Raw genomic sequence first — 24,445 nt, 5'->3', positions numbered from 1 at the left:
CTCAGCTCTCGTCGTCGTGGCCGGTGAAGGTCTCGGTCTCCCAGCGCACACTGGTCACCGACGGCTCCATGGACAGCCGGCTGACCGCCGACTCCATCTGCTTGTCGTCACGCTGGTCGGCCGACAGTTCGGCGCGGACCTCGACCCGGCCGCTGCCCGCGCCACCGGCGTTGACGCTGGTCACCGAGCGCAGCGCGAAGTCGGTGCGGGTCAGCGCCTGGACCAGCAGGCTGCGCACGTGCGCCTCGGCTTCGTCGGTGGTCACGGCCAGGAAGGTGTACGACGCAGGGGTTTCCGTGCCGGTGTCCGGGCGGCGGTCCACCACGCGGCCGAGCGGGCGCAGTGCGACGTTCACGGCGACCACGACCACCGTGCCCGCCACCGCGATCCAGTACAGCCCGGCCCCGCACAGCGAGCCCACCGCGGCCGAGCACCACAGCGTCGCGGCGGTGTTCAGGCCGCGCACGGTCAGGCCCTCGCGCAGGATCACGCCGGCGCCGAGGAACCCGATCCCGGACACGATCTGCGCGGCCACCCGGGTCGGATCGGCGGCGGCGCCGGTGAAGCCGTGCGCCGAAAGCAGCACGAACAGGGTGGCGCCGGCGGCCACCAGCGCGTTGGTCCGCAGTCCGGCCATCCGGGCCCGGTACTGCCGCTCGAATCCGATCACCGTGCCGAGCCCTACGCCGCTTCCCAGGCGCAGCAGCATCTCCGCAGTCGTCATCTGCGCTCTCACTTCTCTTCGGAGGTTTGTCTATTTCGGACGGTGCTGGGTCACCACAGCGCCGGTCACCACAAGGCGGGGGCGCGGCGGGAGTACCACCGTTTCGCCAAAAGCGCCGCCAGCCCGTAACCGGCCAGCACGAGCACCAGCCACAGCAGGTAGCCGCCGGGCAACGGGTGCATCCGCAAGCCTTCGGCCAGCGGGGAAAGCGGCAGCAGCAAGCCCGCCAGCCCGGCCGCGGCGGCGGCGAGCACCAGCGGGCGTGACGGCCGCCCGCGCCCGCGCAGGACCAGCACGACGACCAGCTGCGAGAGCAGGCCCTCGACGAACCAGCCGGTCTGGAACAGCAGCGGTTCCGAGCCCACGTCGAACACCCACCACAGCACCGCGAAGGTGGAGAGGTCGAAAATCGAGCTGAGCGGCCCGAACACGAGCATGAACCGGGTCAGCCCCCGCGCGTCCCAGCGCCGCGGCCTTCGTAGGTAGCTCTCGTCGACGCGGTCCCAGGCCAACGCGATCTGGGCGGCGTCGTAAAGCAGGTTCGCCACCATCAGCTGAATCGGCAGGATCGGCAGGAAGGGCAGGAACGCGCTCGCCGCGAGCACGGTCAGCACGTTGCCGAAGTTCGAGCTGGCGGTGATGTTGACGTACTTCTGCGTGTTGCCCAGCGTCCGGCGGCCTTCGACCACCCCGCCCGCGAGCACGCCGAGGTCGCGGTCCAGCAGCACCAGGTCGGCCGCGTCCTTGGCCACGTCGGTCGCGGTGTCCGGGGCGATGCCGACGTCGGCGGTGCGCAACGCGGTGACGTCGTTGACGCCGTCGCCGACGAACCCGACCGCGCGGCCGTTCGCGCGCAATGTCGCGACGAGACGCGCTTTGTGCGCCGGGGTGAGCTTCGCGAAGACCGTGGTGCGCTCGACGAGCACGCGCAGATCGGCCTCGTCCGTGTGGTCGACCTGCCGGCCGAGCACGACCTCGCCGACGGGCACGCCGACCTGGGCCGCGACCTGCGTGGCCACGTGCGGGTTGTCGCCGGTGAGGATCTTCACCGTCACCCCGTGCTCGTTCAGCGCGCGCACCGCGGTGGCCGCGCCGTCGCGGACCGGGTCGACGAATCCGACGAAGCCCACCAGCACCAGCTCGTTTTCGTCGCGGGCGTCGTAGCCGTCGAGGCGGGTGCGGAATTCGCGCGCCGCCACGGCGAGGATGCGCATGCCGTGCTGGGCGTAGGCGCGCACGAGGTCGGCCGCGGCCTCGCGGGTGTCCGCGGTCAGCTCGACGACCTCGCCGTCGCGGCGGGCGTGCGAGCAGCGCGGCAGGATCTCGTCCGGATCCCCTTTGCAGATCAGGATTTCCTGGTCGACCGGGCGGCTGACGATCACGGTGGCGCGGCGCCGGTCGTGGTCGAAGGCGATCTCGCCGGCCTTGCTGAACATCGCCTCGGTGACCAGGTCCTCGTCCTCGTCGGCGAGCTGGGCGGCGATCGCCTCGTCGAGCCGGTCGTGCCGGTCGGCCTGGAAGTGCACGGCCAGGTAGGCGTACTCGGCCGCTTCGCCGTCCGGACGGCCGGACAGGCCGATGCTGTGCGCGTACGCGACCCGGTCCTCGGTGAGCGTGCCGGTCTTGTCCACACACAGCACGTCCATCGCGGCGAGGTCCTGGATTGCGTTGAGCCGCTTGACAATCACCCGCCGCCGTGAGAGCCGCGCCGCGCCGCGCGCCAGGTTCGTCGTGACGATCACCGGCAGCATTTCCGGCGTCAGCCCGACCGCGACGGCCGCGGCGAACATGCCCGCCTGTGCCCAGTTTCCGGTGACCAAGCCGTTGACGGCCAGCACGATCGGGACCATCACCAGCATGAACCGGATCAGCGTCCAGCCGACCCGTCGCACGCCGAGGTCGAAGCTCGATTCCCCGCGTGGCGCGGCGGTTTGCGCGGCCAGCGAGCCGAAGTAGGTGCCGGCGCCCGTCGCGATCACCACCGCGGTCGCGGCGCCGCCGACCACCGCCGTTCCGGCGAATCCCAGCGCCGGCGAGTCAACCAACTCCGGCCGCGCGTCACGCTGGCGTCGTTCGAGCGGCGGCAGCCGCTTCGCGACCGGAAGCGCCTCGCCGGACAACGCCGATTGGTCCACGACCAGGTCGCCGGCCGCGACCATGCGCACGTCGGCGGGCATCACGTCGCCGGGCCCGAGCAGGACGACGTCCCCGGGCACCAGGTCGGCGGTCGGCACTTCCCGCTCCAGCGCGGGAAACCCGTCGCCGGCCCGGCGCCGCACCGTCACGGTGGTGCTCACCTGGGCTCGCAGCGCCCGCACCGCGCGCTCGGAACGGCTGTGCTGCCAGAAGCGCAGCCCCACGCTCAGCACCACCATCGCGCTCACGGTGATCGCGCCCCGCAGGTCCCCGACCGCGGCGAACACCACGCCGAGCCCGGTCAGCAGCGCGACGAACGGGCTCCGCACCGCGGCCCAGACCTGGCCGGCCCGGCCGAGCCGGGCCGGGCCTTCGACCTGGTTGTCGCCGTAACGCCGCAACCGGTCGGCCGCCTCGGGCTCGGTCAGCCCCTTGGGCGTGCTTTCGAGCCGCTGGAAAACGGTGAGCACCGGGGCGTCGGCGAGCGCGGCCAGCGACACGTCGCCGGGGGCGGGTGCCGGGAGCGTGGAGAAACGGGTCATCAGGGGGTCCTGTCCGTGGAGGCCGAAGCTGTGACGACAGCGGCACCGACCACGCGGACCCGGCCTACCCCAGTGCGAGCCGGGAAGGCTGGTGCTCCGCGCGATCGCGACTACTACTTCCTTCGCCGGTCACCCGGCTCACCTCCCTTCACACGACGACTCGCCGGTCCCCTCCGGGACCGCCGGGCTCCAGTAGAGCGCACCCGGCGCGTAACAGTCAAACACTTGTACAAGTATTGGTCGTACGTCACGCTACGGGGGAGACCCGAGAGGATGGACCCGTGCCCACCCCCACCACACCCGGCCCGCATTCCGAGCCACTGCCGCCGGAGCCGTTGCCTGAGCAGCTGACACCCGACTTGCTCCAGGACGCCGCCGGCACGTTCGCCCTGCTCTCGGCCACGGTCCGGCTGCACATCCTGTGGCTGCTGGCCGCCGGGGAACGCGACGTCGGCACGCTCGCCGAGGACACCGGCCAGAGCGTCGCCACGGTCAGCCACCACCTGGCCAAGCTGAAGCTGGCCGGCCTGGTCAGCTCCCGGCGCGCCGGCAAGCGCCAGATCTACCTGGCCGAGGACCCGCTGGTCGCGGACATCGTCCAGCTCGCCATCCGCCACCACACCGAAGCGCGAGAAGCCCCGCGGCGGCGCCGGGGCGCGTGATCGCGCCGTTAGGGTTCGAGGAGGGTTCGCTGGATCGTCCACAAGCGACCGTCCGGGTAAGCGCCGCGCAGACCGTCGAACGTGCCGATCCCGCCCAGGGCGATCAGCTCGGGGTCGGCCAGCGGCGCGGTGACGAACGTGCGCGCGGGCGACCACTCGGTGGACGTCACGAGCCTGCGGCCCATCGCCGCCCAGCCGGGCACCGTCGCGGCGACCAGCCACACGTCAGGTTCCGGCGCGGCGAACCGGCGTGACGGCCGGAGCCACGAGGCAGCGGCCTCCGGCCAGTGGACGGTGGCCAGCACGGTGCCACCGCCATCCGCCCAGGCCGCAGCGAGTAGCTCTCCGTTCGCCCGGGAAATTACGTCCGACGCGGTGCCCACGACCGCGCTGACCGGCGCGGGCCGGACGGCGCGGGCGGCGCCGATGAGCGCTGCCAGCTCGTCCGGGCCGCACGGGTGCGCCGGGAGAGTAGGTGTGGCGGGGCGTTGCGGGAGCGGGGAAAACCCACTCGGTACGACGCCGAAGTGCTGCGCCATCAGGACAACACCGCGTCAAGCTGCATCGTGGAATACCAAGCCCAGGGTGTGCCGCATTCCGCTGCGCACCACGGAAACGCCGTGCCGCACCGGTCCCCTCGACCAGCCCCGAACCGAGCGCACCGGCTTTTCGCGGGTGGTGAAGGCCAGGCCGTGTCCCTGCGGGATGAGCGTCGCGGTGCCGCGGGACTGGGCTCGCGGGCGTTGCTCGGTCAGCAGGAACTCGCCGCCGGTGTGGTCGGTGCCGGGGTCGTTCAGGTTCAGCACCACCTGCAGCGGGAAAACCTTGTCCCCGTACAGGTCGCGGTGCAGCGCGTTCCAGCCGCCCGGTTCGTACCGCAGGAGGATCGGGGTCGGCTTGGCCTGGCCCGCGCGGTGGCACTCCTCGAGCCACTCCTGGAGCGTCTCCGGCCATTCGGCCTCCCACCGGAGTTTTTCCGACCAGTCCCGGGCGATCGGCAGCAGTCGCGGGTACAGCGCCTCACGCAGCGCCCGCACGGGCTCGGGGAACGGCTCACGGAAGTACTTGTAATCACCGTGATCGCCGAACCGGTGGCGGCGCAGGTTGATCGTCGCGCGGAAGCGGTCCGGCTCGTCCCAGAGGGCGATGACCTGCCGGCACTCCGCGGGCGTCAGCAGCTGGGGGAGCAGGGCGCAGCCGACGTCGTCCAGCCCGGTTTTGACCGCGTCCCAATCGGCCGTGCCGACGCGGTCGGCGTAGTGGTTCCGCGTTGTTGTCGTAGTCATCCGGTGAAGCTCCTTCGTCGGGGTCTCACCAGGTAGACGACGGCCGCCGCCGAAACGTGAGAATCAGGAGGTCACGTCGTAGACCTCGACGGTCCGGCTCTCCAGCAGGGGGACGATCCGCCCGAGCACCAGCTCCGTGAAGTGGCCCGTTTCCCGGTGCTGCGCAAAGGCTTCACGCGAGGCGTAACGCTCCAGCAGGACGATCTCGCCCGCCCCGTGGTAGGCAGCGAAGGCGAGGTTGCCGGGCTCGGACCGGGTTGCCGTGGTCAGCTGGGCGAGCAGCTCGTCGACCTGCTCTTCGTTGCCGGGGAGCACCTGGTAACGGGCGATCACCTGAAGCTCGGGCACGGGCGCCGAATCGCGGTATCCGGTCAGCTGCTCCTGCATCCGCTGGTAATCGAGGGCGTGCGGCACCTGGAGCCCGTCCCGTACCGCGCGGGCCGCCTCGACCGCGGCGTTCAGCGCGGCCCGGTAGGGCAGGGACCCGGTGCTCACCCGGCGGACGCCGAGCCGCCCCAGCGCGTTCACGCTGAGCCCGGGCACCGGCAGGGTGTTCACCGGTACGGGCAGGGTTTCCGCGAGTTCGCGCAGCAGGGCGGGGTCGGTCGCGCCGGGGACGAAAACCCCGTCCGCACCGGCCCGGACGTACGCCGCTGCGCGTTCGAGGGTCGGCGCCGGCTCCGCGTCCTGACGCAGCCAGTAGGTGTCGACCCGCGCGTTGACGAACAGCCCCGGGCTCCGCCGCTTGATCTCGGCGACCTTGGCGGCCAATAGTTCCGGCGTGACCAGCCGTTCCGCGGTGCTGTCCTCGATGTTGATCCCGGCGACGGCGAGCTGCTCGACGTACGCGGCCACCTCGGCCGGGTCGTCGGAGTAACCGTCCTCGATGTCGACGCTCACGTACACCGGCAGGGCGCGCAGGGCTCGCGCCAGCGCCAGGTTCGCGTCCCGGCTCGCGCGGCCGCCGTCCGGGTTCCCCTGGCTCGAAGCGACGCCGAAGCTCGTCGTGCCGATGGCGGGGAATCCCTCCGCGACCAGGGCCAGTGCCGACGGCACGTCCCAGGCGTTGGGCAGCACGAGCGGCTCGGGGCCCTGGTGCAGTTCGGCGAAAGTCATGTGACTCCTTGGTTTCCGGCCGGGGAAGGCCGCGTTGAGGACGAGTGTGCCATCAAGTGCCCGGCACTTCGATCTCACATCCCGGCGGGCACCGGCGTCTACCGGATATGACCGGAAAGGCCACTGGGGACACCGAGTCGTGGGCTTCGACGCCCGCGGTACGGCGGTCCATGCAAGGAAACCGCTCGCGCGACACGAGTCCCGAACTCGCGGTCCGGCGGCTGGTGCACGCGGCCGGGCTGCGGTACCGCGTCGACGCACGGCCCGTGGCCGCGCTCCGGCGCCGGGCGGACCTGGTGTTCACCCGGGCGAAGGTCGCGGTGTTCGTCGACGGTTGCTTCTGGCACGGCTGCGAGGAGCACTACACCGAACCGGCCACCCATCGGCCGTACTGGGCCGAAAAGATCGGGGCGAACCGCGCCCGTGACGAAGACACGACCGAACGGTTGCGGGCAGCGGGCTGGGCGGTCCTGCGCGTCTGGGAGCACGAAGCCCCGGACGCCGCCGCGGCCCGCGTGGTCGCCGCCGTGCGAACCGTCGAACCCCAACCGAAGGAAGGCCTGACATGACGCTGATCGACCGGGAGTCCGCGGACTTGTCCGATGTGGACGATGAAGTGCTGGATTCCCTGCACACCAAGCTGACCGGGCAGGCGCAGGCCGAGGGGGTCCTCGACGTCGCCTACCGCACCGTCGACTCCCCGGTCGGACGGCTGCTGCTGGCGGCGACCCCCAAGGGGCTCGTGCGGGTGGCGTTCGAGAGCGAGGACCACAACGCCGTGCTCGAGTCGCTCGCCACCGCGGTCAGCCCGCGGGTGCTCGCGGCCCGGGGCCGGCTCGACCCGGTCGCCCGGGAACTCGACGAGTACTTCGCGGCCGACCGGCGCCGGTTCGGGGTCCCGGTCGACCTCCGGCTGGCGAAGGGCTTCCGGCGTTCGGTCCTCGACCGGCTGAACGACATTCCCTTTGGCCACACCCGAAGTTACGCGCAGATGGCGGCGGCCGCGGGCAGTCCGCGCGCCGTCCGGGCCGCAGGCACCGCGTGCGCGACCAACCCAGTGCCGCTGGTCGTCCCCTGTCACCGGGTCGTCCGATCGGACGGGGCCGCTGGGCGCTATCGGGGCGGTGAAGCGGCGAAGTTGACGTTGCTGGCCATGGAAGGCGCGCGATGACGGGCCCGGTCAGCTCAGCGCGTTGACCGTCCCGAAGGCGATCGAGGCGAACGCGATGCCCCACGCGACCACCGCGGTGATCTGCCAGGTGAGCACCTTGCGGCGGTCGAGCCCGGCGCTGAGCATGATGAACGTGGACAACGCGGTGGCCAGCACGAACGGGCCGAGCAGGCAGGCGACCGGCACACCGAAACGGTCGACCTTGGCGAGGACCTTCTCAGCCCGCGGGCTCGGGCCGGACGTACGCCGGGCCGCGACGCGCCGGGCGACGGCGCCGCCGGCCCGGGTGGCGATGGCGAGGGCGAGCAGGTTGCCCCCGATGGCGGCGATGGCGGCGAGCACAACCGGGACCCCGGTGAGCGTGCCGACGAGCGCGCCGACGTGCGATTCCAGGAACGGCACGATGCCGATGACAAACACGGCGAGGAATTGCACCACCGGGTTCAGTCCGCCGACAACACCGGAGAGCGAAGAGATGACGGATTCCATGATGAACCTTTCTTGAGGGTTGAGGTACCTGTTTTTGGGCGTGAAAGGGCGCGCGAGGAGCATGAAAAGGGCGCGAAAAGCGGCGCTTCGAGCTTCGGGTCAGTGGGTGGTCAGTTCTTTTCGGGTGCCTGGTCCAGCAGCGCGATGCGGCGCATCACGTCGATCTGAGCCGGGTTGTAAAGATCCTGAATGGCCTGGACGACGGTCTGCGCGGCGAACCGCGGCCCGCCCGGTGCGTCGTTGTTGAGGGTGTCCAGCTCGGGGTGTTCGGCGATCAGGCCGTGGACGTGCGGGTACAGCTGCTGGGCCAGTTCGGCGCGGGTCTGCTCGTCGGCGTCGGCGGGCAGGTGGTCGAAGGCGGCCACCTCGGGTTTCGCCTGGTACGTCTGGAGCATCTCGGCGTAGGCCTGGAGTCCGCGCGGGCCGAGCACCCGGGTCAGCACGACGATGAACGAGCGGTCGCTGGCCGAAAGCCCGGCCTCGGTGGAGATCGGGCCGAAGTCCAGCGGCAGGTCGGTCGGCGCGGCATCGCGCAGGATCAGGGCCAGCTCGACCCGGATCCGCTGCAGCCGCTCGATCGTCGTGGCGAGATCCGAGTCCAGCGTGCGCAGCGCTTCTTCGGGATGCTCGTCGGCGTCGCCCATGGCGGAGATCTGGGCCAGCGAAAAGCCGAGGTCGATCAGCCGCTTGATCCGCAGGATCCGCACGAGGTGCGCGACGCCGTACTGCTTGTAGCCGTTGGCGCGCCGCTCGGGCTCGTCGAGCAGGCCGATCGTGTGATAGTGCCGGACCGCCCGCAAAGTCGTGCCGGCGAGTTCGGCGATCTCACGGGTGCTCCAGGCCACGACTACCCACCTCTTTCACGCTGCGGTCCGCCGGCGCGAGCACGCCGGCGGATTCCAGTCAAAACCGTGACGGTGCGGCACGGTCAAGCCCAGCCGGGGCCCCGCGTCCGGGAGTGGCGCAGCTCACACCGATGCCGGGGGTTGATCAAGTGTGGCAGCGGCATCTGTCGGCCGGTCCGGCCGGGATGGGTCACCGCGGCGATTCGTCCGGCAGACGCAGGTTCTTCCAGCCGTTCTTGACCGAGCGACGGCACTTGCGGGGATCGTCGCCCCGGTGGATGAACAACGCGGTGAGCAGCGGGACGCCGTTGCCGAGCGTTTCGCGGGGCAACGGGCCGTTCGCCACCAGTGAGGCCAGCCCGTGGGCGATGGTCCAGCTCTGGGTCGCCAGCTCCAGCGGGACGGTCCCGGCGCGGAAGCGGCCGGCGGCCCGGGCCCGGCCGGCGGCTTGGACCAGGTGCTCCAGCGTCGCGTCCGCCGCCTTGAGGTCTTCGAGGGCGAAGTTCGCGTCGAACATGACGCGGTACAGGTCGGGGTGGTCGAGGGCGTTGCCGAGGTAGGCGGCGACCAGGGTGGTCAGGTCCTCGACCGGGTCCCCGGACACGGCCACCTCCGCGAACCTGGCCGCCAGGCGGGTGAAACCCTCCTGGCGCAAGGCTTTCCAGACGCCTTCCAGGTCGCCGAAGTAGGTGTACACGGCCATCGTCGACACCCCGGTCCCAGCCACCAGCGAGCGCAGGGTGAGGGGTTCGCGGGTACGCAGCAGGTGCGCGGCGCGCTCGAGGAGCCGGGTGCGGACCGCGGGGTCCTTCATCCTCACCATGGGCCAAACCATAACATCGCAATGTTATTGTTTGGGGGACGGAGCCCGCGCGGACAAGGAGTCAGCATGCCCATCACCCTGGTCAACCCGGCGGGGCTGCCGGAGGTCGGTATTTACCGGCAGGTCGCGGTCGCGACCGGGTCGAAGCTGGTTTTCATCGCCGGCCAGATCGCCCGCGACGCCGACGGCGCCAAGGTGGGCGAGGGTGATTTCGCCGCCCAGGTCGAGCAGTGCTACCTCAACATCGGCACCGCGCTGGCCGAAGTCGGCGCCTCGTTCGGCAACGTGGTGAAGCTGACCGTCTACCTGGTCGACTGGACCCCGGACAAGATGCCGCTGTTCGCCGAGGGGGTCGCGCGGGCGTCGGCGAAACTGGGTGTCACCCCGATGCCGCCGCTGACCGGGATCGGGGTCGCCGCGCTGGCCGAGCCTGACGTCCTGGTCGAGGTCGAGGCCACCGCGGTCCTCGACTGACCGGGCAGGTGCCGCGCCGGGCCCATCGCGTCGAAGGCCGGTGACCGTACCTCATCTTGCACCGATCGGTCCAAGATGAGGTACGGTCACCGGCATGACAAGTTGCACTGATCGTTCCAAGATGAGCGCGGCCGACTTGGGTTCGCTGCAGCTGCCCGACGGGTTCACCGACGTCTTCACCAGCCGGTTCGTGGAGCTGGACGGACTGCGGCTGCACGCGGTCACCGGCGGGGAAGGCCCGCCGCTGCTGCTGGTCGGCGGGTGGCCGCAGACCTGGTACGCCTGGCGGGAGGTGATGCCGGCGCTCGCCCGCGCGCACACCGTCGTCGCCGTCGACTCGCGGGGGTCCGGGCTTTCCGACAAGCCCGAAGACGGTTACGACGCCGGCACGCTGGCCGCCGACCTGGTCGCGCTGATGGCCGAGCTCGGGCACGACCGGTTCGACGTGGTCGGCCACGACATCGGTATGTGGACCGGATACGCGCTCGCGGCCGATCATCCCGAGCGGGTGGGCCGGCTCGCCGTCGTCGACGCCATCATCCCCGGCCTCACGCCGACCCCGGCGGTTTTCAGCCCGGCCGCGGCCAGCCAGCGGTTCTGGCACTTCGGCTTCAACCGGCTCACCGACCTCAACGAGGAACTGGTCCGCGGCCGGGAGCGGCTCTTCTTCGGCTACCAATTCGCCAAGAAGGCAGCCACGCCGGACGCGATCCCCGCGTACGCCGTTGATGTCTACGTCGATGCGATCGTCGCGGATCCTCGCGGGCTGCAGGGGAGCTTCGGGTACTACCGGGCGCTGGACGAGACGATCGCGCAGAACGAGCGGCGCCGCAAGACCCGGCTGACGCTGCCGGTGCTCGCCGTCGGCGGCGCGCGGTACAGCGGCGCGGCGGCCGCCGAGACGATGCGGCTCGCGGCCGGCGACGTGACCGAGGTGGTCGTCGACGAGTGCGGCCATTACGTGGCCGAGGAGCAGCCGGCGCGGTTCACCGAGATCCTGGAGGACTTCCTCGGCGGCAACCGGTAGCCGGCAGGCCGGCGCTGGGGCGTAAGAAAAGCCTCGCCGCGGCCCGAGATCGAGCGGGCCGGCGGCGAGGCTTTTCGGTGGCCCAGCGCAGTCAACGGAGACCGGCGCCGGTTATTTCGCGTCTTACTTCGGCTCCTCTTCCGCGGCAGGCGGAATGGCCTTCATCATGTCGACAATGATTTTGCCGCCCATGCCCTGGGCGCCGTACGTGGGGTCGCTCATGATCTTCACGATCTTCTCGATCCCCTCCAGGGCCTTCTTGGAATTGCCGCTGGTGAGGGTGATCGGCGCGCCGCACCACTTGTCGAAATTCTTGAGGGCGTCGTCCATTTCCACCTGGTCTTTCTGCGTTTTCACCTCGCTTCGCAGTTCCTTTTCCAGCTTGTCGCGGACCACGCGGGTGACCATGTCGCCGAGCTTCTCCGGCTTCTTCGGGTCCGGCTTGGCGGGGTCCTTGTCGCCCGGCTTGGGCTCGGGGCCCTCGCCGTTCTCCTTGATCATCGGCTTGTCGGGCGGCGGCTTGGGGGTGTGCGGCCCGGAATTCGGCACCTTGATCTTGCCGAGGTTGCCGCCGACCGTGGCCTTCACGACCTCGTCGGCCGCGCCGCGCGTCTTGGCCAGCAGCTTGATCATCTCGGCGAGCTTCTTGGCCAGGTCGGCGATCTTCGTGCCGATCTTGCCGATCGCGACGCCGACTTCGATGATCGTGCTGGTGATCGCCGCGACGATCGAGCCGCCGAACGTCACCGGCGCCAGCGCCACCGCGATGATCGCGGCCTTGAGGATGCCGGCCAGCGTCATCGCGATGATGTCGCGGACGATGCCGCGCACGGTGCCGATCAGGCCGCCCGCGATCGCCATCTGCTTGCCGGCGAAGTTGACGTAGTCGGACAGCGCGTCGATCTGGGCGCCGACGCCCTCCATGTCGGTGCGGAACTGGTCGGCGGCCTGGCCGGTCCAGCTCTTCATCACCTCGCCGGTGGCCGTCTTGTGCTGCTCGGAGAGTTCCTTGACCTTCTTGCCCTCGTCCCAGATCGCGTTCTTGGCCGCCTCGATGCCCTTCGGGTCGCCCATCAGGACGTCCAGCGGCCAGCGGAAGATGACCAGGTGCTCGATCAGCCAGCCGATCCCGGCGGTGAGCAGCGAGCCGAGCGGGTCGAGGACCATGCCGAGGATGTCGACCGCCATGCCGACCGAGGCCATCCCGATGCTGAGGCTGTCACCGGAGGCAACCGCCTTCTTCAGCCCGAACGCCGTGTCGAAGAAGCCCGCGCCGGCACTGTCGCCGCCGCCCGGGTTCTCCGGGTCCTTGAAATCGCCGGCGCTGATCCCGGCGTTGTTCCCGACATCGCCGCGGTGGTACTCGTCGCTCACTTGACCTTCACCTCTTCGAGGCCCTTGGCCGCGTTCATGACCGAGTCCTCGGCGTTCTTGTCGCCCTCCTCGTACAGCTTCGCGGAATCGCGCACCTTGTCGGAGAAGTCCTTGACCTTCGCCGAGTAGTCGTGCAGGTGGTCCCGCGCCTTCGCGCAGTGCATGCTGGCGCCGGCCCCGTAGAGCTGGCCGCCGGTGATGCCGAAGATGCCGGGGTCGCCGACGCAGCTGCCCACCATGTCGCCGCTCTTCTGCAACTGCTCTTCGATCTTGTCGAGATTGGTGGCGAAAGCGCGAAGCGCCTCGTATTGGGTTTTGATTCCGTCGCTCACCATGGGCTCATTTCATCGTCGTCCGGGTCGGCGTGCGGCCGCCGGGGCGGGGGTGCCGCGGGGTTCGGCGGCCGGACGGGGCGGCCCGGCTGCGGCGGCGGGCCACTTTGCGGGGGCGGCATCGGGCGGCCCGGCCGCGGTGGCAGGGCGCCACCCGGCGGCGGTGGCACGGGACGCCCGGGCTGCGGCGGCATCGGGCGGCCCTGCGGCGGCGGCATCCGGCGCGCGGCCGGCGGCGGCTCCTCCTCGTGCGCCTCCGGGGCCCACTTGTCCTGCTCGGGGTTCCCGGAAGCGCTTTCCCCGGTGTCCTCGACCTTCGGCAGGAAGGTGCGGACCAGCTCCGCGGCCTGGTCGTCGCCGTTGATCTCGGTGTAGGACTCGGCGACCTTGCCGGCGGTCTTGAGCTGGGCCTCGCGCACGGTCTTCATGACCAGGCTGGACAGATTGGCCGGGCCCATCGCGCAGGCGCGGTTGCCGAACTCGATGGAGCTGAGCGAGCCGTTGGCTTCCACTTTCACGGTCACCGAGCCGTCCGAGGACCGCACGGTGGAGCCGGACGCGGCGAACGCCGCGGCCAGGGCCTCGCCCTTTTCCTGGAGCTTCCGGGCTTCTCGCTCCAGTAGCAGGGCGAAGTCCTCGCCGGGTTGAAGGTTGGGTTGCATGCGCCGCCTCGCGTAGGTCCGTACAGGGTCACCACTAGGGTTGCCAGAAGGATGGGTGGACGTGGTGAAACGGCTGGGCGCCATTCACCTCGCCTTTACCTAAAGGGGCTATGGAACACCGTGCCGTAGCGGCATACTCAACCCCTGACGCCAGTGATGTGCGTCATAAATTTAGTGGATCATCGCCCGACCGGCCACTCCAAGTGACGCTTGGTCACCCGACCGCGTGGGCCCGCTGGACGGCGGCAGTCATGGCCGCTTCTGTCATCGGCATCAGTCCTGGCGCTTACTGACGGTGATCGTTTGGCGGCGCGACCGGTCCGGCGAGCCGTACTTCAGGACGTCGCCTGCGAATGGGCCCCGGAATGGGGCGCGTAAGGCCGGATCAGTGGGCGCGGACGGCCGAATTCGTTGGCGCGGGCAGGAAACGACGCGCAGACGGGGGTATCTGCTGCATCCGTTCCGGCACCAAGGCGTTGCCGGGCAACGGATGGGGCTCGGCGGGGCAACCATGCCGCTCCCGGGCTTTGTTACGAGATCCGGACTTGAGTGTGCCGTAGCGGCAGGGTGTTCACTGGTGGCGAAGGTTTCCTGGTCTGAACCAGCCCGGGAGAGAAGTACCACGACGGCACCGGAAACCGGGAACGGCGGCAACCGCCGGCCGGTACAGGCGTCTTCTCTCCAGGGGCGGCCGGAGGCTTACCAGCAGCTTGGCTTCGTTCTGCGCACCGAAAAGCGGTGGGCCATGTCCGGACGCGACCGTGGTCCGGCGGAGAGTTCTGAGGAGGATCCCGTGGAGGACGTTCTGGTGGCGGTGCATGCCCTCGATCCCCTTACCGGGGCCGGGCTGGTCGCCTGCCTGAGCGGACGTCAGGGCATGGTCGTCGGCCGGGGGGAGACCCGGAAGCGGGCCGACGTCATCGTCGCCGCCTTCGACGAGCTGGACCCGGCGGCGGTCGCCGAGCTGGAGGCCGCGCTCGGCGCCGCGGCCAAACCCGTTGTCCTGCTGATGGATCCGGCCGAAGAGGTGGAGCTGCCCTCGACGCTGGAACCGTCGGTGGTCGCGGTGCTGCCTCGCGCCGCTGTCGTCGACGAGCGGCTGCCGCGGTGCGTCCGCGCGGCCGCGGTGGACACGGCCGGGCTCCGATTGCTGGCGCAGGAACGGAAAACCCGGCAGGGCGCCTCGGGCGCGAGACGCAAGCACGTGCTGTCCCAGCGGGAGGTCGCGGTGGTCCGGCTGATGGCGGAAGGCTGTGACACCAACGAAATCGCCCGCCGTATGCGCTACGCGGACCACACCGTGAAGAACATCATCTACTCGCTCACCCACCGGCTGGGTCTGCGCAACCGGTCGCACGCGGTCGCGTACGCGCTGCGTGCCGGGATCATCTGAGGTGAACGGAAACGCTTTCCCCGTCCGGAGCGGGCGGGGAAAGCGTTCAGGCGTCGGTGCGCAGGTGCGCCCAGAGCTCGCCGTCCTGACGCTCCGTGTTCGAGCCGAAGCTGACGCCGCTGCCGGGCAGGACCTCGCGAAGGTGGGCCTCGCGCTGGAAGCCGACGGCTTTGGCCAAGTGCCGGCTGCGGATGTCGTCCGGCCGGATGACCAGCTCGACCCGGTGGATTCCCCGGGTGAAGCAGAGTTCGCTCGACGCGCGGGCCACGCGGGTGCCGACGCCCCGATCGCGCACGTCCGCGCAAACCCAGAAAACCAGCTCGGCGACGTCGCGGCGTCGCGTCACGTGGATGACGACGCCGGCCAGCAGCTCGTCGGTGGCCGGGTCGGCCACCGCGTAACTGAGCCGGTCCGGGTCGGGCGAGCGCTGGGAGCCGATCTCCCGCACCCACTCCAGCAGGCCCTTGGTGGTCAGCTCGGCCGGCGTGCCCGCCATGAACGGGCGCGTCTCCGCGTCGTTACTGTTGGTGACCAGGCTGGGCACGTCCGCCACGCGGTACGGGCGCAGCAGCAACCCGGCCGCGGCAGCGTCGTAAGCGGCGGGAAAGTCCATGGTGGTTCCAATCCGTGGCGGAGCCGGCCGAGGCCCGGCGGCGACGGATGGGGCGGTCGCCATTACTCTCCGTCGCTCCCGGCCGAGGCCCGGCGGATGTCCTGTATGGTGCTTTCGATTGACGTTTTTCCAGTCTGCCGAGCCGCGTTCCACGCGGGGTCAGCGTTCGATCAACACCGTCGTTGACCAGGCGCCCGGACTGATCGCAGGGCCGTGGGGGCGTCCCGGAACGCTGCCGCGGGGGGTGCAAGTGGGAGAGGCGGAAGCCGGCGGACCGGAGCACGAGACCGGTGGCCGCTCCGAGCCGTTGAGGTTCGCCGTGCTGGGCGCGATGCTCGTCCACCGGGACGGCCAAGAGGTCAGCGCGGGGCCGCCACAGCAACAGGCCATGCTCGCGTACCTGCTCCTGCATTCCGGCCGCACCGTGTCGGCCCGGCAGATCGTCGACGCCGTCTGGGAGTTCCCGCCGGCCGGCGGCGGCATCCGCACCCTCCGCACGTACGCCTGGCGGCTGCGGCGCCTGCTCGAACCCGATCCGTCCCAGCCCCAAGTGCTGGTTTCCCACGGGGACGGCTACCGCTTCCTCGTCCCGCCGGACGCGCTGGACGTGCCGCAGGCCGAGTCCCTGATCAGCCGCGCCGCGACGGCTCGTGGCCAGGGAAACCTGCGGCAGGCCTGCGAATTGCTCACCGAGGCCCTCAGCCGGTGGCGGGGGGAGCCGCTGGCCGGCGTGCCGGGGCCGTTCGCGCAGCGGCAGCGGGACCGGCTCGGCGAGCTGCGCCTGGTGGCGCTGGAAGAGCAGCTCGACCTGCGGCTCCGTCTCGACGGGGAGATGTTCGCGACCTCGGCCCTGACCGAGCTGACCGCCGCGCACCCGTTGCGGGAACGTCCGCACGGGCTGCTGATGCGCGCGCTGCAACTGGCCGGCCGCCAGGCCGACGCGCTCGCGGTGTACACCCGCTTCCGCCGCCGGATCGTCGACGAGCTGGGTGTGGAGCCGGGCCCGGAGCTGGCCGCGGTGCACGCCGCCGTCCTGGCCGGGGTGACCGGCCTCGAACCGGGTGAAACCGTTGGTGCGAGTGAGAGTCCGGCCGCGAAGCCGGTCGTCACGCCGCTGCCCGTGCCCCGTCAGCTGCCGCCCACCCTGCCGGACTTCGTCGGCCGCACGGCGGGCCTCGACCGGCTGCTCGCGCTGCTGACCGAACCCGGACGCAGCACCCCGGCCGTCGTCGCGGTGGCCGGGATGGGCGGCATCGGCAAGACCTCGCTCGCCCTGCGCGCGGCGCACCGGGTCCGTTCGTCCTATCCGGACGGGCAGCTGCACGCCGACCTGGGCGGGGAGGGGGAGAACCCGGCCGGGCCGAGCACGGTGCTGGCCGGTTTCCTGACCTCGCTGGGCATCGCGCCCGAGGCGGTGCCCGAGCGGCTGGAGGATCGGCGCGCGCTGCTGCGTTCCCTGCTGGACGGCCGTCGCGTGCTGCTGGTCCTGGACAACGTCCGCGACGCGGCGCAGGTCCGCGACATGATTCCCAGCTCGGCGGGGTGCGGGGTCATCCTGACGACCCGGTCCGTCCCGGCCGGGCTGCCGCTCACCGCCCATCTCGCGCTGGACGCGTTCACCCCCGACGAGGCGCTCGGCCTGCTGAGCGCGGTGATCGGCGCCGATCGGGTCGCGGCCGAACCGGACCAGGCCCGGCGCCTGGTCGAGACGTGCGGGCTGCTGCCACTGGCCGTGCGCATCGTCGCGAACCGCTTGTCGGCCCGCCCCGGCTGGACGATCGGGGCGCTGGCGGACCGGGTGGACAACGAGCGCCGCCGGCTCAGCGAGCTGCGGGTGGGCGACCTGGCCATCGGGGCGGTCTTCGAGCTGAGCTACCAGCAGCTGACTTTCGCCCAGGCGCTGGCGTTCCGGCTGCTTTCCGTCCCGGGCGCCGCGACCGTCTCGCTCGACTCGGCCGCGGCCCTGCTGGGCGCGCCGGAGGCCACCGCGGAACTCCTGCTGGAATCACTGGTGGACGCGGCGCTGCTGGAGTCACCGGAGCCCGGCCGTTACCACTACCACTCCCTGGTGCGGGTCTACGCCGCACAGCGCGCGGCGGAGCGGCCGGAGGAAGAGACCGATGTGGCGTTGCGCGCGCTGCTGGAGCACCTGCTCGCCACCTCGTGTGCGGCGCTGGCCCACGTCGTCCCGGGCGATCCGGTCGCGAACCTGGTCGGGCCCCTGCCCTCGCCGGGGCTGACGTTCTCCGACATCCACGGCGCCCGGACCTGGGCGAACGAGGAGTTCGACATCGTCACGGCGGTCGCGCGCCGGGCCGCGGCGGCGCCGGGCGCCCGGGATCCCGGACGGCTGCGCGTCGCCGCGGACCTCCTGCTGTGCACCAGCCCGCTCAGCCACGACACGCGTTATCCCCGCCTCGCCGACACCGCGGCTTTCGTGCGAGAAGCCGCGCAACGCAGCGGAGACGAGCCCAGTGAAGCCCGGGCGCTGCTGATCCTCGCCATCGGGGCGCTGCGCGCGTCCCGTCCGGCCGAGGCCGCCCGGCACGCCCGCGCGGCCGTCGACATCTCGCGCCGCACCGGCGAACGCGACATCCTGCGGCAGGCGCTCAACGACCTCGGCGTCGCCTGCCAGTACCTGCGCCGGTTCGAGGAAGCCCTGGCCTGTTACGACGAATCCGTCGCGCTGGCCCGCGCGCTCGGCCACCGTTCGGCCGAGGCGGCGACCATGCTGAACGCCGGACTGGCCCGGGTCCGCAGCGGGCGTGCCGCCGAAGCGGTGCCCTCGTGCGAAGCCGCGCTGGCGCTGACCGACAGCCTCGGCGACCGTCCGGGCAAGGCCTCCGGTCACTACGTCCTGGGCCTGGCCCTGCACGAACTCGGGCGGTACGAAGAGGCCGTCTCGCATTTCACTGCGTGCTTGGTCACCTGCCGGGCTTCCGGACTGCCGGACCGCGCTTCGCAGTCGCTGTACCGGCTCGCGGAAACCCTGCGGGCGATGGGACGGTACGACGAGGCGGAGAAGTACGCCGCCGAAGCCGTTGCCAGCTGCGAAGAACTCGGCATCGAACGGGATCTCGCGCACGCACTGACCGTGCTCGGGCGAACACTCCGCCAGCGTGGTGACACCGACACCGCGCTGGCCCACCTGCGCCGCGCCCACACGCTTTTCGTCCGCCTGGGCCTGCCCGACGCCGAAGACGTGCTGGCCCTGCTGAACGAGGATGGCTGCCTCTTTGTCCCGTAATGGTGGAGCCGGCGGGCTTTTGCAGGCATTATCGGGGGCGCGAACCGGATATTCACGGGGATTGCGGAAAAGGGTGCGAACGATGGCGGACGCCGAAAGCAGAGCCTGGCGGTACCGGATCTTGGCCGGGGCGGCGGCGCTCGCCCTGATGGGCGTGGCCGGTGGGACCGCGTACGCCGCCATCGGCCAGGAAACGCATCAGCAGCAGAGTGCGGACGGGAAGCCGGGGGACAAGCACGACACGTACGTCGGCTCCGACACCGGTCCCCAGAAGTCCTGACGGTGGGATTCGGACCGGTTACCGCTATTTAGCGGAATGGGCGAGAAATCCTTGCAGCAGGCCGCAAAGCCACTTCGGTTGTTCCAACGGGACCAGGTGGGCGGAGCCGGGGGCAATGACCACTCCGCCGGTGCCGATGGCTTCGGCCAAGGCGTGACCGCCGGTGAAGAAGTCCGGCAAGTCGTGCTCACCGACCGCGACCAGGGTCCGGGACGCCAGCGGCCGTAGCTCGGCGGGATCCGCGTCGGCGGCCCGCGGCGGCTGCCCGTCAGCCGACCACCGGAGCAGGTTGCCGCGCAGCATCCGGGCGGCGTGCGCGCGGATCTCCGGCGAGGCCTCGGGCGCGAGCCAGGTTTCGACGCCCGTGAGGACCGCACCTTCGAGATCACCGGCCGCGAGCGCGGTCCGTTCGCCGTGCCACGCGCGTTCGAGGCTTTCCGTCGCGGGCTGGTCGTGGGCGCGGTAGCCGATGAGCACCAGTCCCTCCACCCGTTCCGGCGCCGCGGCCGCGATCTGCAGCGCGATCAGCGCGCCGAGTGAGTTGCCGGCCAGGCTGAAGCCGCTCACCCCGAGCCGGTCGAGGGTGCTCAGCACGTCCTGGCCCGGCGTGGAGTCGTAGCCGTCCGGGACCGCCGCCTCGCCGTACCCGGGCAGGTCGAGCGCGATCGCGCGGTACCCGGCGGCAGCCAGCAGCGGCAGGTGGTCGCGCCACATGGAGCGGTCGGCGGGCCGGGCGTGGAGCAGCACCAGTGCCGGGCCCGTGCCGGCTTCGTCATGGGGGAGCAGCATGGGTCTTCCCTTTGTTCGGCTGTGACGGTTGTGTCTGATTAGGACGGTCGGGCTTCGGCCAGGCGCCGCAACAGGATCAGCCCGTCTTCGCTGGGGCTGCCCGGCTCGGCGCTGTACACGGAGACGTGCTGCCCCGGCGCGCTGGTCACGGCCAGCGCCTCGTAGTGCAGATGCAGGTCGCCGACCCGTGGATGGCGGAAATGCTTGTCCTCGTGGGTGCGCGGGCGGACCTCGTACCGCGCCCACAGCGTCGCGAATGCCGGGCTGCGGACGCTCAATTGACCCACAACGGCCTCGATCCGCGCGTCACCCGGGAATCGCGCGGCCGAGGCGCGCAGGTTGTTCACCGCGGTGCCGGCCACGGTGTCCCAGGCGGCGTAGAACTCACGCGCGCACGGGTCCAGGAAGATCATCCGGAGCAGGTTGTCGAACTGCGCGAAACCCTCGTAGAGCTGCTCGGCCAGGGCGTTGGCGGCCAGCACGTCCTGCGCGGACCCGACTACGAGAGCGGGCACGTCGTGCAGCCGGTCCAGCAGGCGCACCAGCTCCGGGCGGGCCTGGGCCACCGGTCCCGGCTCCGACGGCGGCGTGGGCAGGCCGAGCCGGAACAGGTGCGCGGCGGCGGCTTCGTCCAGGTGCAGCGCCCGCGCGATCGCGTGCAGGACCTGGTCGGACGGATGCCGCTCGCGGCCCTGCTCCAAGCGCACGTAGTAGTCGGTGCTCACCCCGGCCAGCAGCGCGACCTCGTCCCGGCGCAGGCCGGGCACCCGGCGCGCGCCGTCGTCGGGCAGCCCCGCCGCCGCCGGGGTGACCGCGTCCCGGCGCGCCCGCAGGTAGTCGCCCAGTTCGTTGCCTCGTTCCACAGCGACCACGCTAAACGACGTCCGGCCGGCGGGGAGGGGTGTGACGCACCCACCCAGCGGGACAATCGATTATTGAGACAATTCTCGGGCCGATTATAGTTTTACCGCGGTGCCGTACAAGAATTGTACAAATGGCTGTTCACCAGCTGTTTGACAGTTCCGGAAGAAGCGTGCGGAAATGAGGCCATGCGAATCTCCCGAGTGATTCCCCTGGTGCTGGCCGTGGTCGCCGGTGCCCTGGTGGTGCCTGGCACGGCCAGCGCCGCGTACAGCGACCCGCTGACGACCACGACCAAGCAGAGCCTGGTCTGGCACGCCACGCCCGCCGCCGCGTTGACCGCGCTGGACAACGCGTTGCCGAACGTCAGCCTCAACACCGTGGTCAACGACCCGAGCTACCCGACCACCGGCTGTACGAGCGCGGAGAAGGCGGCGCTGCCGAAGGCGCCCACGGCCACCACGTCGTTCTGCTGGAACACCGACCGCGCGGCCACCACAACGTGGTCGCCCCAGGGCATCACCACCTCCGGCGACGCCGACGACGACGGGATGTGGGGCGCGGACAAGATCATCCTGTCCGGCTGGCACGGCACGGACGAGCTCGGCCGCAACGACGACGCGCGCATCATGGCGGTGAACTACGACAAGCCGGCCGCGCCGGCCAACCGCATGCTCTACCTCGCCGTGCCCACCAGCACCGGCTCCAGCTTCACCGCGACGAAGGCGCACATGGGCGGGATGGCCTGGTACGGCGACAAGATCTACGTGACGGCCGTCGGCAACACCTCGACCGCGATCCGGGTGTTCAGCACCCAGCACATCCTGCAGATGACCGACACGACGTCGAACTCGATCGGCAAGACCTCGGGCGGATATGCCGCGTACACCTACAAATACGCGATGATGCAGGTCGGCTATTACACGTACGCGGGCGGCACGTGCAGCATGGCGTCCGATACCGGCGTGCCCTGCTTTTCCTCGATGTCACTGGACCGCAGTACCTCCCCGGCCACCGTGGTGACCACCGAGTACTTCGCCGACCAGAGCCTCCACGGCCGGCTGTACCGGTACGCGATTGGCTCGGACTACCTGCTCGCGACGTCGTCCGGCACGGCGCCGGCGACCGAGGCGTTCCGCAGCTCCGTGGGCAATATGCAGGGCGTGCTGTCCCACGGCGGCAAGTGGTACGTCGCGCACAGTTCGGCCACGCTCAACGGCCAGCTCTGGACCCAGACGACGGCCGAAAGCAACTCCGCAACCTGCGGCTCGCCGTCGACCACGGCCTGCTGGGCGGTCCACCCGGAGGCGCTCACCTACGACTGGGCGACCGGGCTCGTGTGGTCGCAGTCGGAGTGGTCGACGGCCGACTGCTCGGCCCAGGGCCAGACCTGCGGCCGGGCGGTGTTCGCGGTGCCGTTGTCCTCGCTGGCGGCCTGACGGGGTTTCACGACCCGTCGAGCGTCACCGCCGCGGTGCCGCGGGTGCTCGCAGAGGACGGGCGGCTGGACATCCTGGTCAACAACGCGGGCGTGACGGACGGAGGTCAGCGGTCCTCCGGCGCCGACCTCGATTTGGTGACCCGGGTGTGGGAGGCCAACCTGCTCGGCGCGTGGCGGTGCGTCCAGGCCGTGACGCCCGCGATGCTCGAGGCCGGGTACGGGCGGATCGTCAACGTCAGCAGCACGCCGGCGTCGCTCGCGCTGATGGACCGGCCGTCCGAGCCCGGTTACCGCGTCTCGAAGGCCGGGCTGAACGCATTGACCAGGGTTCTCGCGGCGGAACTGGAAGGCGCCGGCATCCTGGTCAACGCCGCCTCACCCGGCTGGGTCCGGACGGGCATGAGCCCGCGCCACCCGTCCTCCGGCCGAGGGCGCGGACACCCCGATCTGGCTCGCGACCCTGCCCGAGGACGGCCCGAACGGCGGCTTCTTCCGCGATCGCGAGCCGCTGACCTGGTGATCCGTGGTTTGCTGGTGCCGACGCCCGGTTCCGCGATGAGTTTCCGGGCGCCCGGTTGTCTCTATGCGCATCAACCGGCGGGATGGAGAACCAGATGGACCACGGCACCAGCGCCAGGGCGGCCCGGCGATGACGGCCGCCGCGGAATTCGCGGAGCTCGCGGACCGCTATCGCCCGGAGCTGCTCGCGCACTGCTACCGCATGCTCGGCTCGCTGCACGAGTCGGAGGACCTCGTGCAGGAGACCTACCTGCGGGCCTGGCGGTACTACGACCGGTTCGAGGGCCGTTCCTCGGTGCGGCTGTGGCTGTACAAGATCGCGACCACCACCTGCCTGACCGCGCTGAAGACCCGCGCGCGGCGACCGTTGCCGTCCGGGCTCGGCGCGCCGTCGGACGATCCGGGCGCGACGCTCGCCGCCCCGGAATCGGACATCCCCTGGCTGCAACCGGCGCCCGACAGCCTGCTGCACGCCTCCACCGCCGACCCCGCGGCGATCGTGTCCGGCCGCAGCGGGGTGCGGCTGGCCTTCATCGCCGCCCTCCAGCAGCTTTCCGCCCGGCAGCGCGCGGTGCTGATCCTGCGCGACGTCCTGGGCTGGCACGCGAAGGAGGTCGCCGAAATGCTCGACACCTCCGTCGCCGCGGTGAACAGCGCGCTGCAACGCGCCCGCGGGCAGCTGGCGCAGGCCGGCCCGGTTTCCGACGACCTCGCCGAGCCCGCCGAACCCGAGCTGCGGAGCCTGCTCGACCGTTACGCGTCGGCCTTCGAGCACTCGGACGTCGCCGCGCTGGCCACCCTGCTGCGCGCCGACGTCGAGCTGGAGATGCCGCCGATTCCGACCTGGTTCACCGGCCGCGACGTGGTGTGCGCGTTCCTCGACCGGGTCGTGCTGCCGGCCCCGGACCACTGGCGCATGACGCCGACACGAGCCAACGGCGCGCCCGCGGTCGCGGTGTACCAGCGCGCCGGCGACGGGCTTTTCCGGGCGTACGGGGTGCAGGTCTTCTCGTTGATCGGCGGGCAGATCGCGCGGATCAACGCGTTCCTCGACCCCGGTCTGGTCACCGCGTTCGGCCTGCCCGAGGTATACGCGGCCCCGAGCGCGGTCCGGCGGTGAGCGGGCCGTGCTCAGCGCTGCCGCCCGGCATCTGGGGCGGAGCGTCCGGCTGGTGGGCGACGCCGACCTGTCGGCGCCCACCCCGTGCCCGGGCTGGGACCTCGGGCACCTGCTCGGCCACGTCCGGTCCTCTTTGGACGATCTTACCGAGGTGCTGACCGGGGAGCCGGGCCCGGCTCCCGGCCCGGATCCCGCGGCGGCGGTCCGGGCGAGCATCGTCGGCCTGCTGGTCGCGTGGGCCGTCACGCCCGGCCGGAGGTGCGAGGTTGAGGATCGGTGGATCTCGCCGGAAATCGTCGGGTACACCGCTGCCGCGGAAATGGTCCTGCATGCGTGGGACATCTCGCGCGCCTGCGGGGCGGACCACCCCGTCCCCGCCGCGTTGGCCACGCGTCTGCTCGAGGTGTCGCCGCTGCTGGCCGTCGACCGTTTTTTCGCCGCCCCACTGGATGTTCCGGCCACGGCGGCGCCGGGAGAACGGCTGCTCGCGCTTTTCGGCCGTCAGCCGCGATGAGTTCC

Annotated in this window: 25 protein-coding genes and 1 pseudogene; 12 read left to right on the top strand and 14 right to left on the bottom strand. The window is 71.1% G+C overall.

Annotated elements, in window-relative coordinates; all coding sequences use genetic code 11:
- Window position 1 precedes the first annotated feature (1 nt).
- Window positions 2-724, bottom strand: coding sequence for an MgtC/SapB family protein (locus OG371_RS05040; RefSeq protein WP_329066023.1), 723 nt, complete (start codon window positions 722-724; stop codon window positions 2-4).
- A 65-nt stretch (window positions 725-789) separates the two neighbouring features.
- Entirely contained in the window at window positions 790-3,402 is a 2,613-nt protein-coding gene (mgtA, locus tag OG371_RS05035) for a magnesium-translocating P-type ATPase (RefSeq protein ID WP_329066021.1), read from the bottom strand.
- Between the two features lie 281 nt (window positions 3,403-3,683).
- Here mgtA and OG371_RS05030 point away from each other — a divergent pair, with 281 nt between their 5' ends.
- On the top strand, window positions 3,684-4,064 hold the full coding sequence (locus OG371_RS05030; protein WP_329066019.1) for an ArsR/SmtB family transcription factor: 381 nt from the start codon (window positions 3,684-3,686) through the stop codon (window positions 4,062-4,064).
- Window positions 4,065-4,072: 8 nt separating this feature from the next.
- On the opposite strand, the gene OG371_RS05025 is transcribed toward OG371_RS05030, so the two are convergent.
- The 3 genes from OG371_RS05025 to OG371_RS05015 all read right to left on the bottom strand — a co-directional run bounded on the left by OG371_RS05025 (window position 4,073) and on the right by OG371_RS05015 (window position 6,466).
- On the bottom strand, window positions 4,073-4,603 hold the full coding sequence (locus OG371_RS05025; RefSeq protein WP_329066017.1) for a hypothetical protein: 531 nt from the start codon (window positions 4,601-4,603) through the stop codon (window positions 4,073-4,075).
- A gap of 15 nt (window positions 4,604-4,618) precedes the next feature.
- Window positions 4,619-5,350, bottom strand: a complete 732-nt coding sequence (locus OG371_RS05020; RefSeq protein ID WP_329066015.1) for a 2OG-Fe(II) oxygenase — start codon at window positions 5,348-5,350, stop codon at window positions 4,619-4,621.
- 63 nt (window positions 5,351-5,413) lie between these two features.
- Window positions 5,414-6,466: an isocitrate lyase/phosphoenolpyruvate mutase family protein gene (locus OG371_RS05015; RefSeq protein ID WP_329066012.1), complete on the bottom strand. Its 1,053-nt coding sequence runs from the start codon at window positions 6,464-6,466 to the stop codon at window positions 5,414-5,416.
- Window positions 6,467-6,573: 107 nt separating this feature from the next.
- Between OG371_RS05015 and OG371_RS05010 the strand changes: the two genes are divergently transcribed.
- Together OG371_RS05010 and OG371_RS05005 are read left to right on the top strand one after the other, a co-directional pair.
- Entirely contained in the window at window positions 6,574-7,035 is a 462-nt protein-coding gene (locus tag OG371_RS05010) for a very short patch repair endonuclease (RefSeq protein ID WP_329066009.1), read from the top strand.
- Window positions 7,032-7,637, top strand: a complete 606-nt coding sequence (locus OG371_RS05005) for a methylated-DNA--[protein]-cysteine S-methyltransferase (protein WP_329066006.1) — start codon at window positions 7,032-7,034, stop codon at window positions 7,635-7,637. Before OG371_RS05010 ends, OG371_RS05005 begins: the two co-directional genes overlap by 4 nt.
- A gap of 9 nt (window positions 7,638-7,646) precedes the next feature.
- Here OG371_RS05005 and OG371_RS05000 read toward each other — a convergent pair whose 3' ends face one another.
- The 3 genes from OG371_RS05000 to OG371_RS04990 form a co-directional block, all read right to left on the bottom strand.
- A complete protein-coding gene (locus tag OG371_RS05000; RefSeq protein ID WP_329066004.1) occupies window positions 7,647-8,126 on the bottom strand; it encodes a hypothetical protein in 480 nt (159 codons plus the stop codon).
- Window positions 8,127-8,236: 110 nt separating this feature from the next.
- Window positions 8,237-8,971 carry a helix-turn-helix domain-containing protein gene (locus tag OG371_RS04995; protein WP_329066002.1) on the bottom strand — a complete coding sequence of 245 codons (735 nt, stop codon included), beginning with the start codon at window positions 8,969-8,971 and terminating at the stop codon, window positions 8,237-8,239.
- A 190-nt stretch (window positions 8,972-9,161) separates the two neighbouring features.
- Window positions 9,162-9,794, bottom strand: a complete 633-nt coding sequence (locus OG371_RS04990) for a TetR/AcrR family transcriptional regulator (RefSeq protein WP_329066000.1) — start codon at window positions 9,792-9,794, stop codon at window positions 9,162-9,164.
- Window positions 9,795-9,860: 66 nt separating this feature from the next.
- Between OG371_RS04990 and OG371_RS04985 the strand changes: the two genes are divergently transcribed.
- Both OG371_RS04985 and OG371_RS04980 read left to right on the top strand, forming a co-directional pair.
- Entirely contained in the window at window positions 9,861-10,268 is a 408-nt protein-coding gene (locus tag OG371_RS04985) for a RidA family protein (protein ID WP_329065998.1), read from the top strand.
- A gap of 121 nt (window positions 10,269-10,389) precedes the next feature.
- Window positions 10,390-11,295 carry an alpha/beta fold hydrolase gene (locus OG371_RS04980; RefSeq protein WP_329065996.1) on the top strand — a complete coding sequence of 302 codons (906 nt, stop codon included), beginning with the start codon at window positions 10,390-10,392 and terminating at the stop codon, window positions 11,293-11,295.
- Window positions 11,296-11,418: 123 nt separating this feature from the next.
- Here OG371_RS04980 and OG371_RS04975 read toward each other — a convergent pair whose 3' ends face one another.
- The 3 genes from OG371_RS04975 to OG371_RS04965 are packed head-to-tail and all read right to left on the bottom strand — an operon-like array spanning window position 11,419 to window position 13,663.
- A complete protein-coding gene (locus tag OG371_RS04975; protein WP_329065994.1) occupies window positions 11,419-12,669 on the bottom strand; it encodes a methyl-accepting chemotaxis protein in 1,251 nt (416 codons plus the stop codon).
- Window positions 12,666-13,004, bottom strand: coding sequence for a type VII secretion target (locus tag OG371_RS04970; RefSeq protein WP_329065992.1), 339 nt, complete (start codon window positions 13,002-13,004; stop codon window positions 12,666-12,668). Before OG371_RS04970 ends, OG371_RS04975 begins: the two co-directional genes overlap by 4 nt.
- Window positions 12,998-13,663, bottom strand: coding sequence for a YbaB/EbfC family nucleoid-associated protein (locus OG371_RS04965; RefSeq protein WP_329065990.1), 666 nt, complete (start codon window positions 13,661-13,663; stop codon window positions 12,998-13,000). Before OG371_RS04965 ends, OG371_RS04970 begins: the two co-directional genes overlap by 7 nt.
- Window positions 13,664-14,456: 793 nt before the next feature.
- On the opposite strand from OG371_RS04965, the gene OG371_RS04960 reads away from it, so the two are divergent.
- A complete protein-coding gene (locus OG371_RS04960; protein ID WP_329065989.1) occupies window positions 14,457-15,056 on the top strand; it encodes a response regulator transcription factor in 600 nt (199 codons plus the stop codon).
- 46 nt (window positions 15,057-15,102) lie between these two features.
- On the opposite strand, the gene OG371_RS04955 is transcribed toward OG371_RS04960, so the two are convergent.
- On the bottom strand, window positions 15,103-15,669 hold the full coding sequence (locus tag OG371_RS04955; RefSeq protein WP_329065987.1) for a GNAT family N-acetyltransferase: 567 nt from the start codon (window positions 15,667-15,669) through the stop codon (window positions 15,103-15,105).
- A 250-nt stretch (window positions 15,670-15,919) separates the two neighbouring features.
- Here OG371_RS04955 and OG371_RS04950 point away from each other — a divergent pair, with 250 nt between their 5' ends.
- A complete protein-coding gene (locus tag OG371_RS04950) occupies window positions 15,920-18,916 on the top strand; it encodes an AfsR/SARP family transcriptional regulator (protein WP_329065985.1) in 2,997 nt (998 codons plus the stop codon).
- Window positions 18,917-18,998: 82 nt separating this feature from the next.
- Window positions 18,999-19,196: a hypothetical protein gene (locus tag OG371_RS04945; RefSeq protein ID WP_329065983.1), complete on the top strand. Its 198-nt coding sequence runs from the start codon at window positions 18,999-19,001 to the stop codon at window positions 19,194-19,196.
- Between the two features lie 24 nt (window positions 19,197-19,220).
- Here the strand turns inward: OG371_RS04945 and OG371_RS04940 are convergent, their stop codons facing one another.
- Window positions 19,221-19,985, bottom strand: coding sequence for an alpha/beta fold hydrolase (locus tag OG371_RS04940; RefSeq protein WP_329065981.1), 765 nt, complete (start codon window positions 19,983-19,985; stop codon window positions 19,221-19,223).
- Window positions 19,986-20,023: 38 nt separating this feature from the next.
- Window positions 20,024-20,848, bottom strand: coding sequence for a helix-turn-helix domain-containing protein (locus tag OG371_RS04935; RefSeq protein ID WP_329065979.1), 825 nt, complete (start codon window positions 20,846-20,848; stop codon window positions 20,024-20,026).
- Between the two features lie 186 nt (window positions 20,849-21,034).
- Between OG371_RS04935 and OG371_RS04930 the strand changes: the two genes are divergently transcribed.
- The 4 genes and pseudogenes from OG371_RS04930 to OG371_RS04915 all read left to right on the top strand — a co-directional run bounded on the left by OG371_RS04930 (window position 21,035) and on the right by OG371_RS04915 (window position 24,440).
- Window positions 21,035-22,285, top strand: coding sequence for a hypothetical protein (locus tag OG371_RS04930; RefSeq protein ID WP_329065977.1), 1,251 nt, complete (start codon window positions 21,035-21,037; stop codon window positions 22,283-22,285).
- Window positions 22,186-22,641: pseudogene (locus OG371_RS04925) on the top strand (SDR family NAD(P)-dependent oxidoreductase); the annotation flags it as partial. The gene OG371_RS04930 and the pseudogene OG371_RS04925, both read left to right, overlap by 100 nt.
- A 295-nt stretch (window positions 22,642-22,936) precedes the next feature.
- Window positions 22,937-23,926: a sigma-70 family RNA polymerase sigma factor gene (locus tag OG371_RS04920; RefSeq protein WP_442876079.1), complete on the top strand. Its 990-nt coding sequence runs from the start codon at window positions 22,937-22,939 to the stop codon at window positions 23,924-23,926.
- 7 nt (window positions 23,927-23,933) lie between these two features.
- Window positions 23,934-24,440 (top strand): TIGR03086 family metal-binding protein, encoded by a 507-nt coding sequence (locus OG371_RS04915; RefSeq protein ID WP_329065974.1) that lies wholly within the window; start codon window positions 23,934-23,936, stop codon window positions 24,438-24,440.
- Window positions 24,441-24,445 lie beyond the last annotated feature (5 nt).

The sequence above is a fragment of the Amycolatopsis sp. NBC_01480 genome (assembly GCF_036227205.1).
In the GTDB taxonomy this organism is placed as follows: Bacteria; Actinomycetota; Actinomycetes; order Mycobacteriales; family Pseudonocardiaceae; genus Amycolatopsis.
Note: the sequence above shows the minus strand (reverse complement) of the source record. Positions and strands in the feature narration are given on the sequence as shown.

What these genes read in the sequence shown, in the direction of transcription:
- OG371_RS04930 (WP_329065977.1), top strand. Translation starts at nt 21,035, where the DNA reads ATGCGAATCTCCCGAGTGATTCCCCTGGTGCTGGCCGTGGTCGCCGGT.
- OG371_RS04955 (WP_329065987.1), bottom strand. Translation starts at nt 15,669, where the DNA reads ATGGACTTTCCCGCCGCTTACGACGCTGCCGCGGCCGGGTTGCTGCTG.
- OG371_RS05000 (WP_329066004.1), bottom strand. Translation starts at nt 8,126, where the DNA reads ATGGAATCCGTCATCTCTTCGCTCTCCGGTGTTGTCGGCGGACTGAAC.
- OG371_RS04965 (WP_329065990.1), bottom strand. Translation starts at nt 13,663, where the DNA reads ATGCAACCCAACCTTCAACCCGGCGAGGACTTCGCCCTGCTACTGGAG.
- OG371_RS04945 (WP_329065983.1), top strand. Translation starts at nt 18,999, where the DNA reads ATGGCGGACGCCGAAAGCAGAGCCTGGCGGTACCGGATCTTGGCCGGG.
- OG371_RS04985 (WP_329065998.1), top strand. Translation starts at nt 9,861, where the DNA reads ATGCCCATCACCCTGGTCAACCCGGCGGGGCTGCCGGAGGTCGGTATT.
- OG371_RS05010 (WP_329066009.1), top strand. Translation starts at nt 6,574, where the DNA reads ATGACCGGAAAGGCCACTGGGGACACCGAGTCGTGGGCTTCGACGCCC.
- OG371_RS05025 (WP_329066017.1), bottom strand. Translation starts at nt 4,603, where the DNA reads ATGGCGCAGCACTTCGGCGTCGTACCGAGTGGGTTTTCCCCGCTCCCG.
- OG371_RS04980 (WP_329065996.1), top strand. Translation starts at nt 10,390, where the DNA reads ATGAGCGCGGCCGACTTGGGTTCGCTGCAGCTGCCCGACGGGTTCACC.
- OG371_RS04920 (WP_442876079.1), top strand. Translation starts at nt 22,937, where the DNA reads ATGACGGCCGCCGCGGAATTCGCGGAGCTCGCGGACCGCTATCGCCCG.
- OG371_RS04970 (WP_329065992.1), bottom strand. Translation starts at nt 13,004, where the DNA reads ATGGTGAGCGACGGAATCAAAACCCAATACGAGGCGCTTCGCGCTTTC.
- OG371_RS04990 (WP_329066000.1), bottom strand. Translation starts at nt 9,794, where the DNA reads ATGGTGAGGATGAAGGACCCCGCGGTCCGCACCCGGCTCCTCGAGCGC.
- OG371_RS05040 (WP_329066023.1), bottom strand. Translation starts at nt 724, where the DNA reads ATGACGACTGCGGAGATGCTGCTGCGCCTGGGAAGCGGCGTAGGGCTC.
- OG371_RS04940 (WP_329065981.1), bottom strand. Translation starts at nt 19,985, where the DNA reads ATGCTGCTCCCCCATGACGAAGCCGGCACGGGCCCGGCACTGGTGCTG.
- OG371_RS05005 (WP_329066006.1), top strand. Translation starts at nt 7,032, where the DNA reads ATGACGCTGATCGACCGGGAGTCCGCGGACTTGTCCGATGTGGACGAT.
- OG371_RS05015 (WP_329066012.1), bottom strand. Translation starts at nt 6,466, where the DNA reads ATGACTTTCGCCGAACTGCACCAGGGCCCCGAGCCGCTCGTGCTGCCC.
- mgtA (WP_329066021.1), bottom strand. Translation starts at nt 3,402, where the DNA reads ATGACCCGTTTCTCCACGCTCCCGGCACCCGCCCCCGGCGACGTGTCG.
- OG371_RS05020 (WP_329066015.1), bottom strand. Translation starts at nt 5,350, where the DNA reads ATGACTACGACAACAACGCGGAACCACTACGCCGACCGCGTCGGCACG.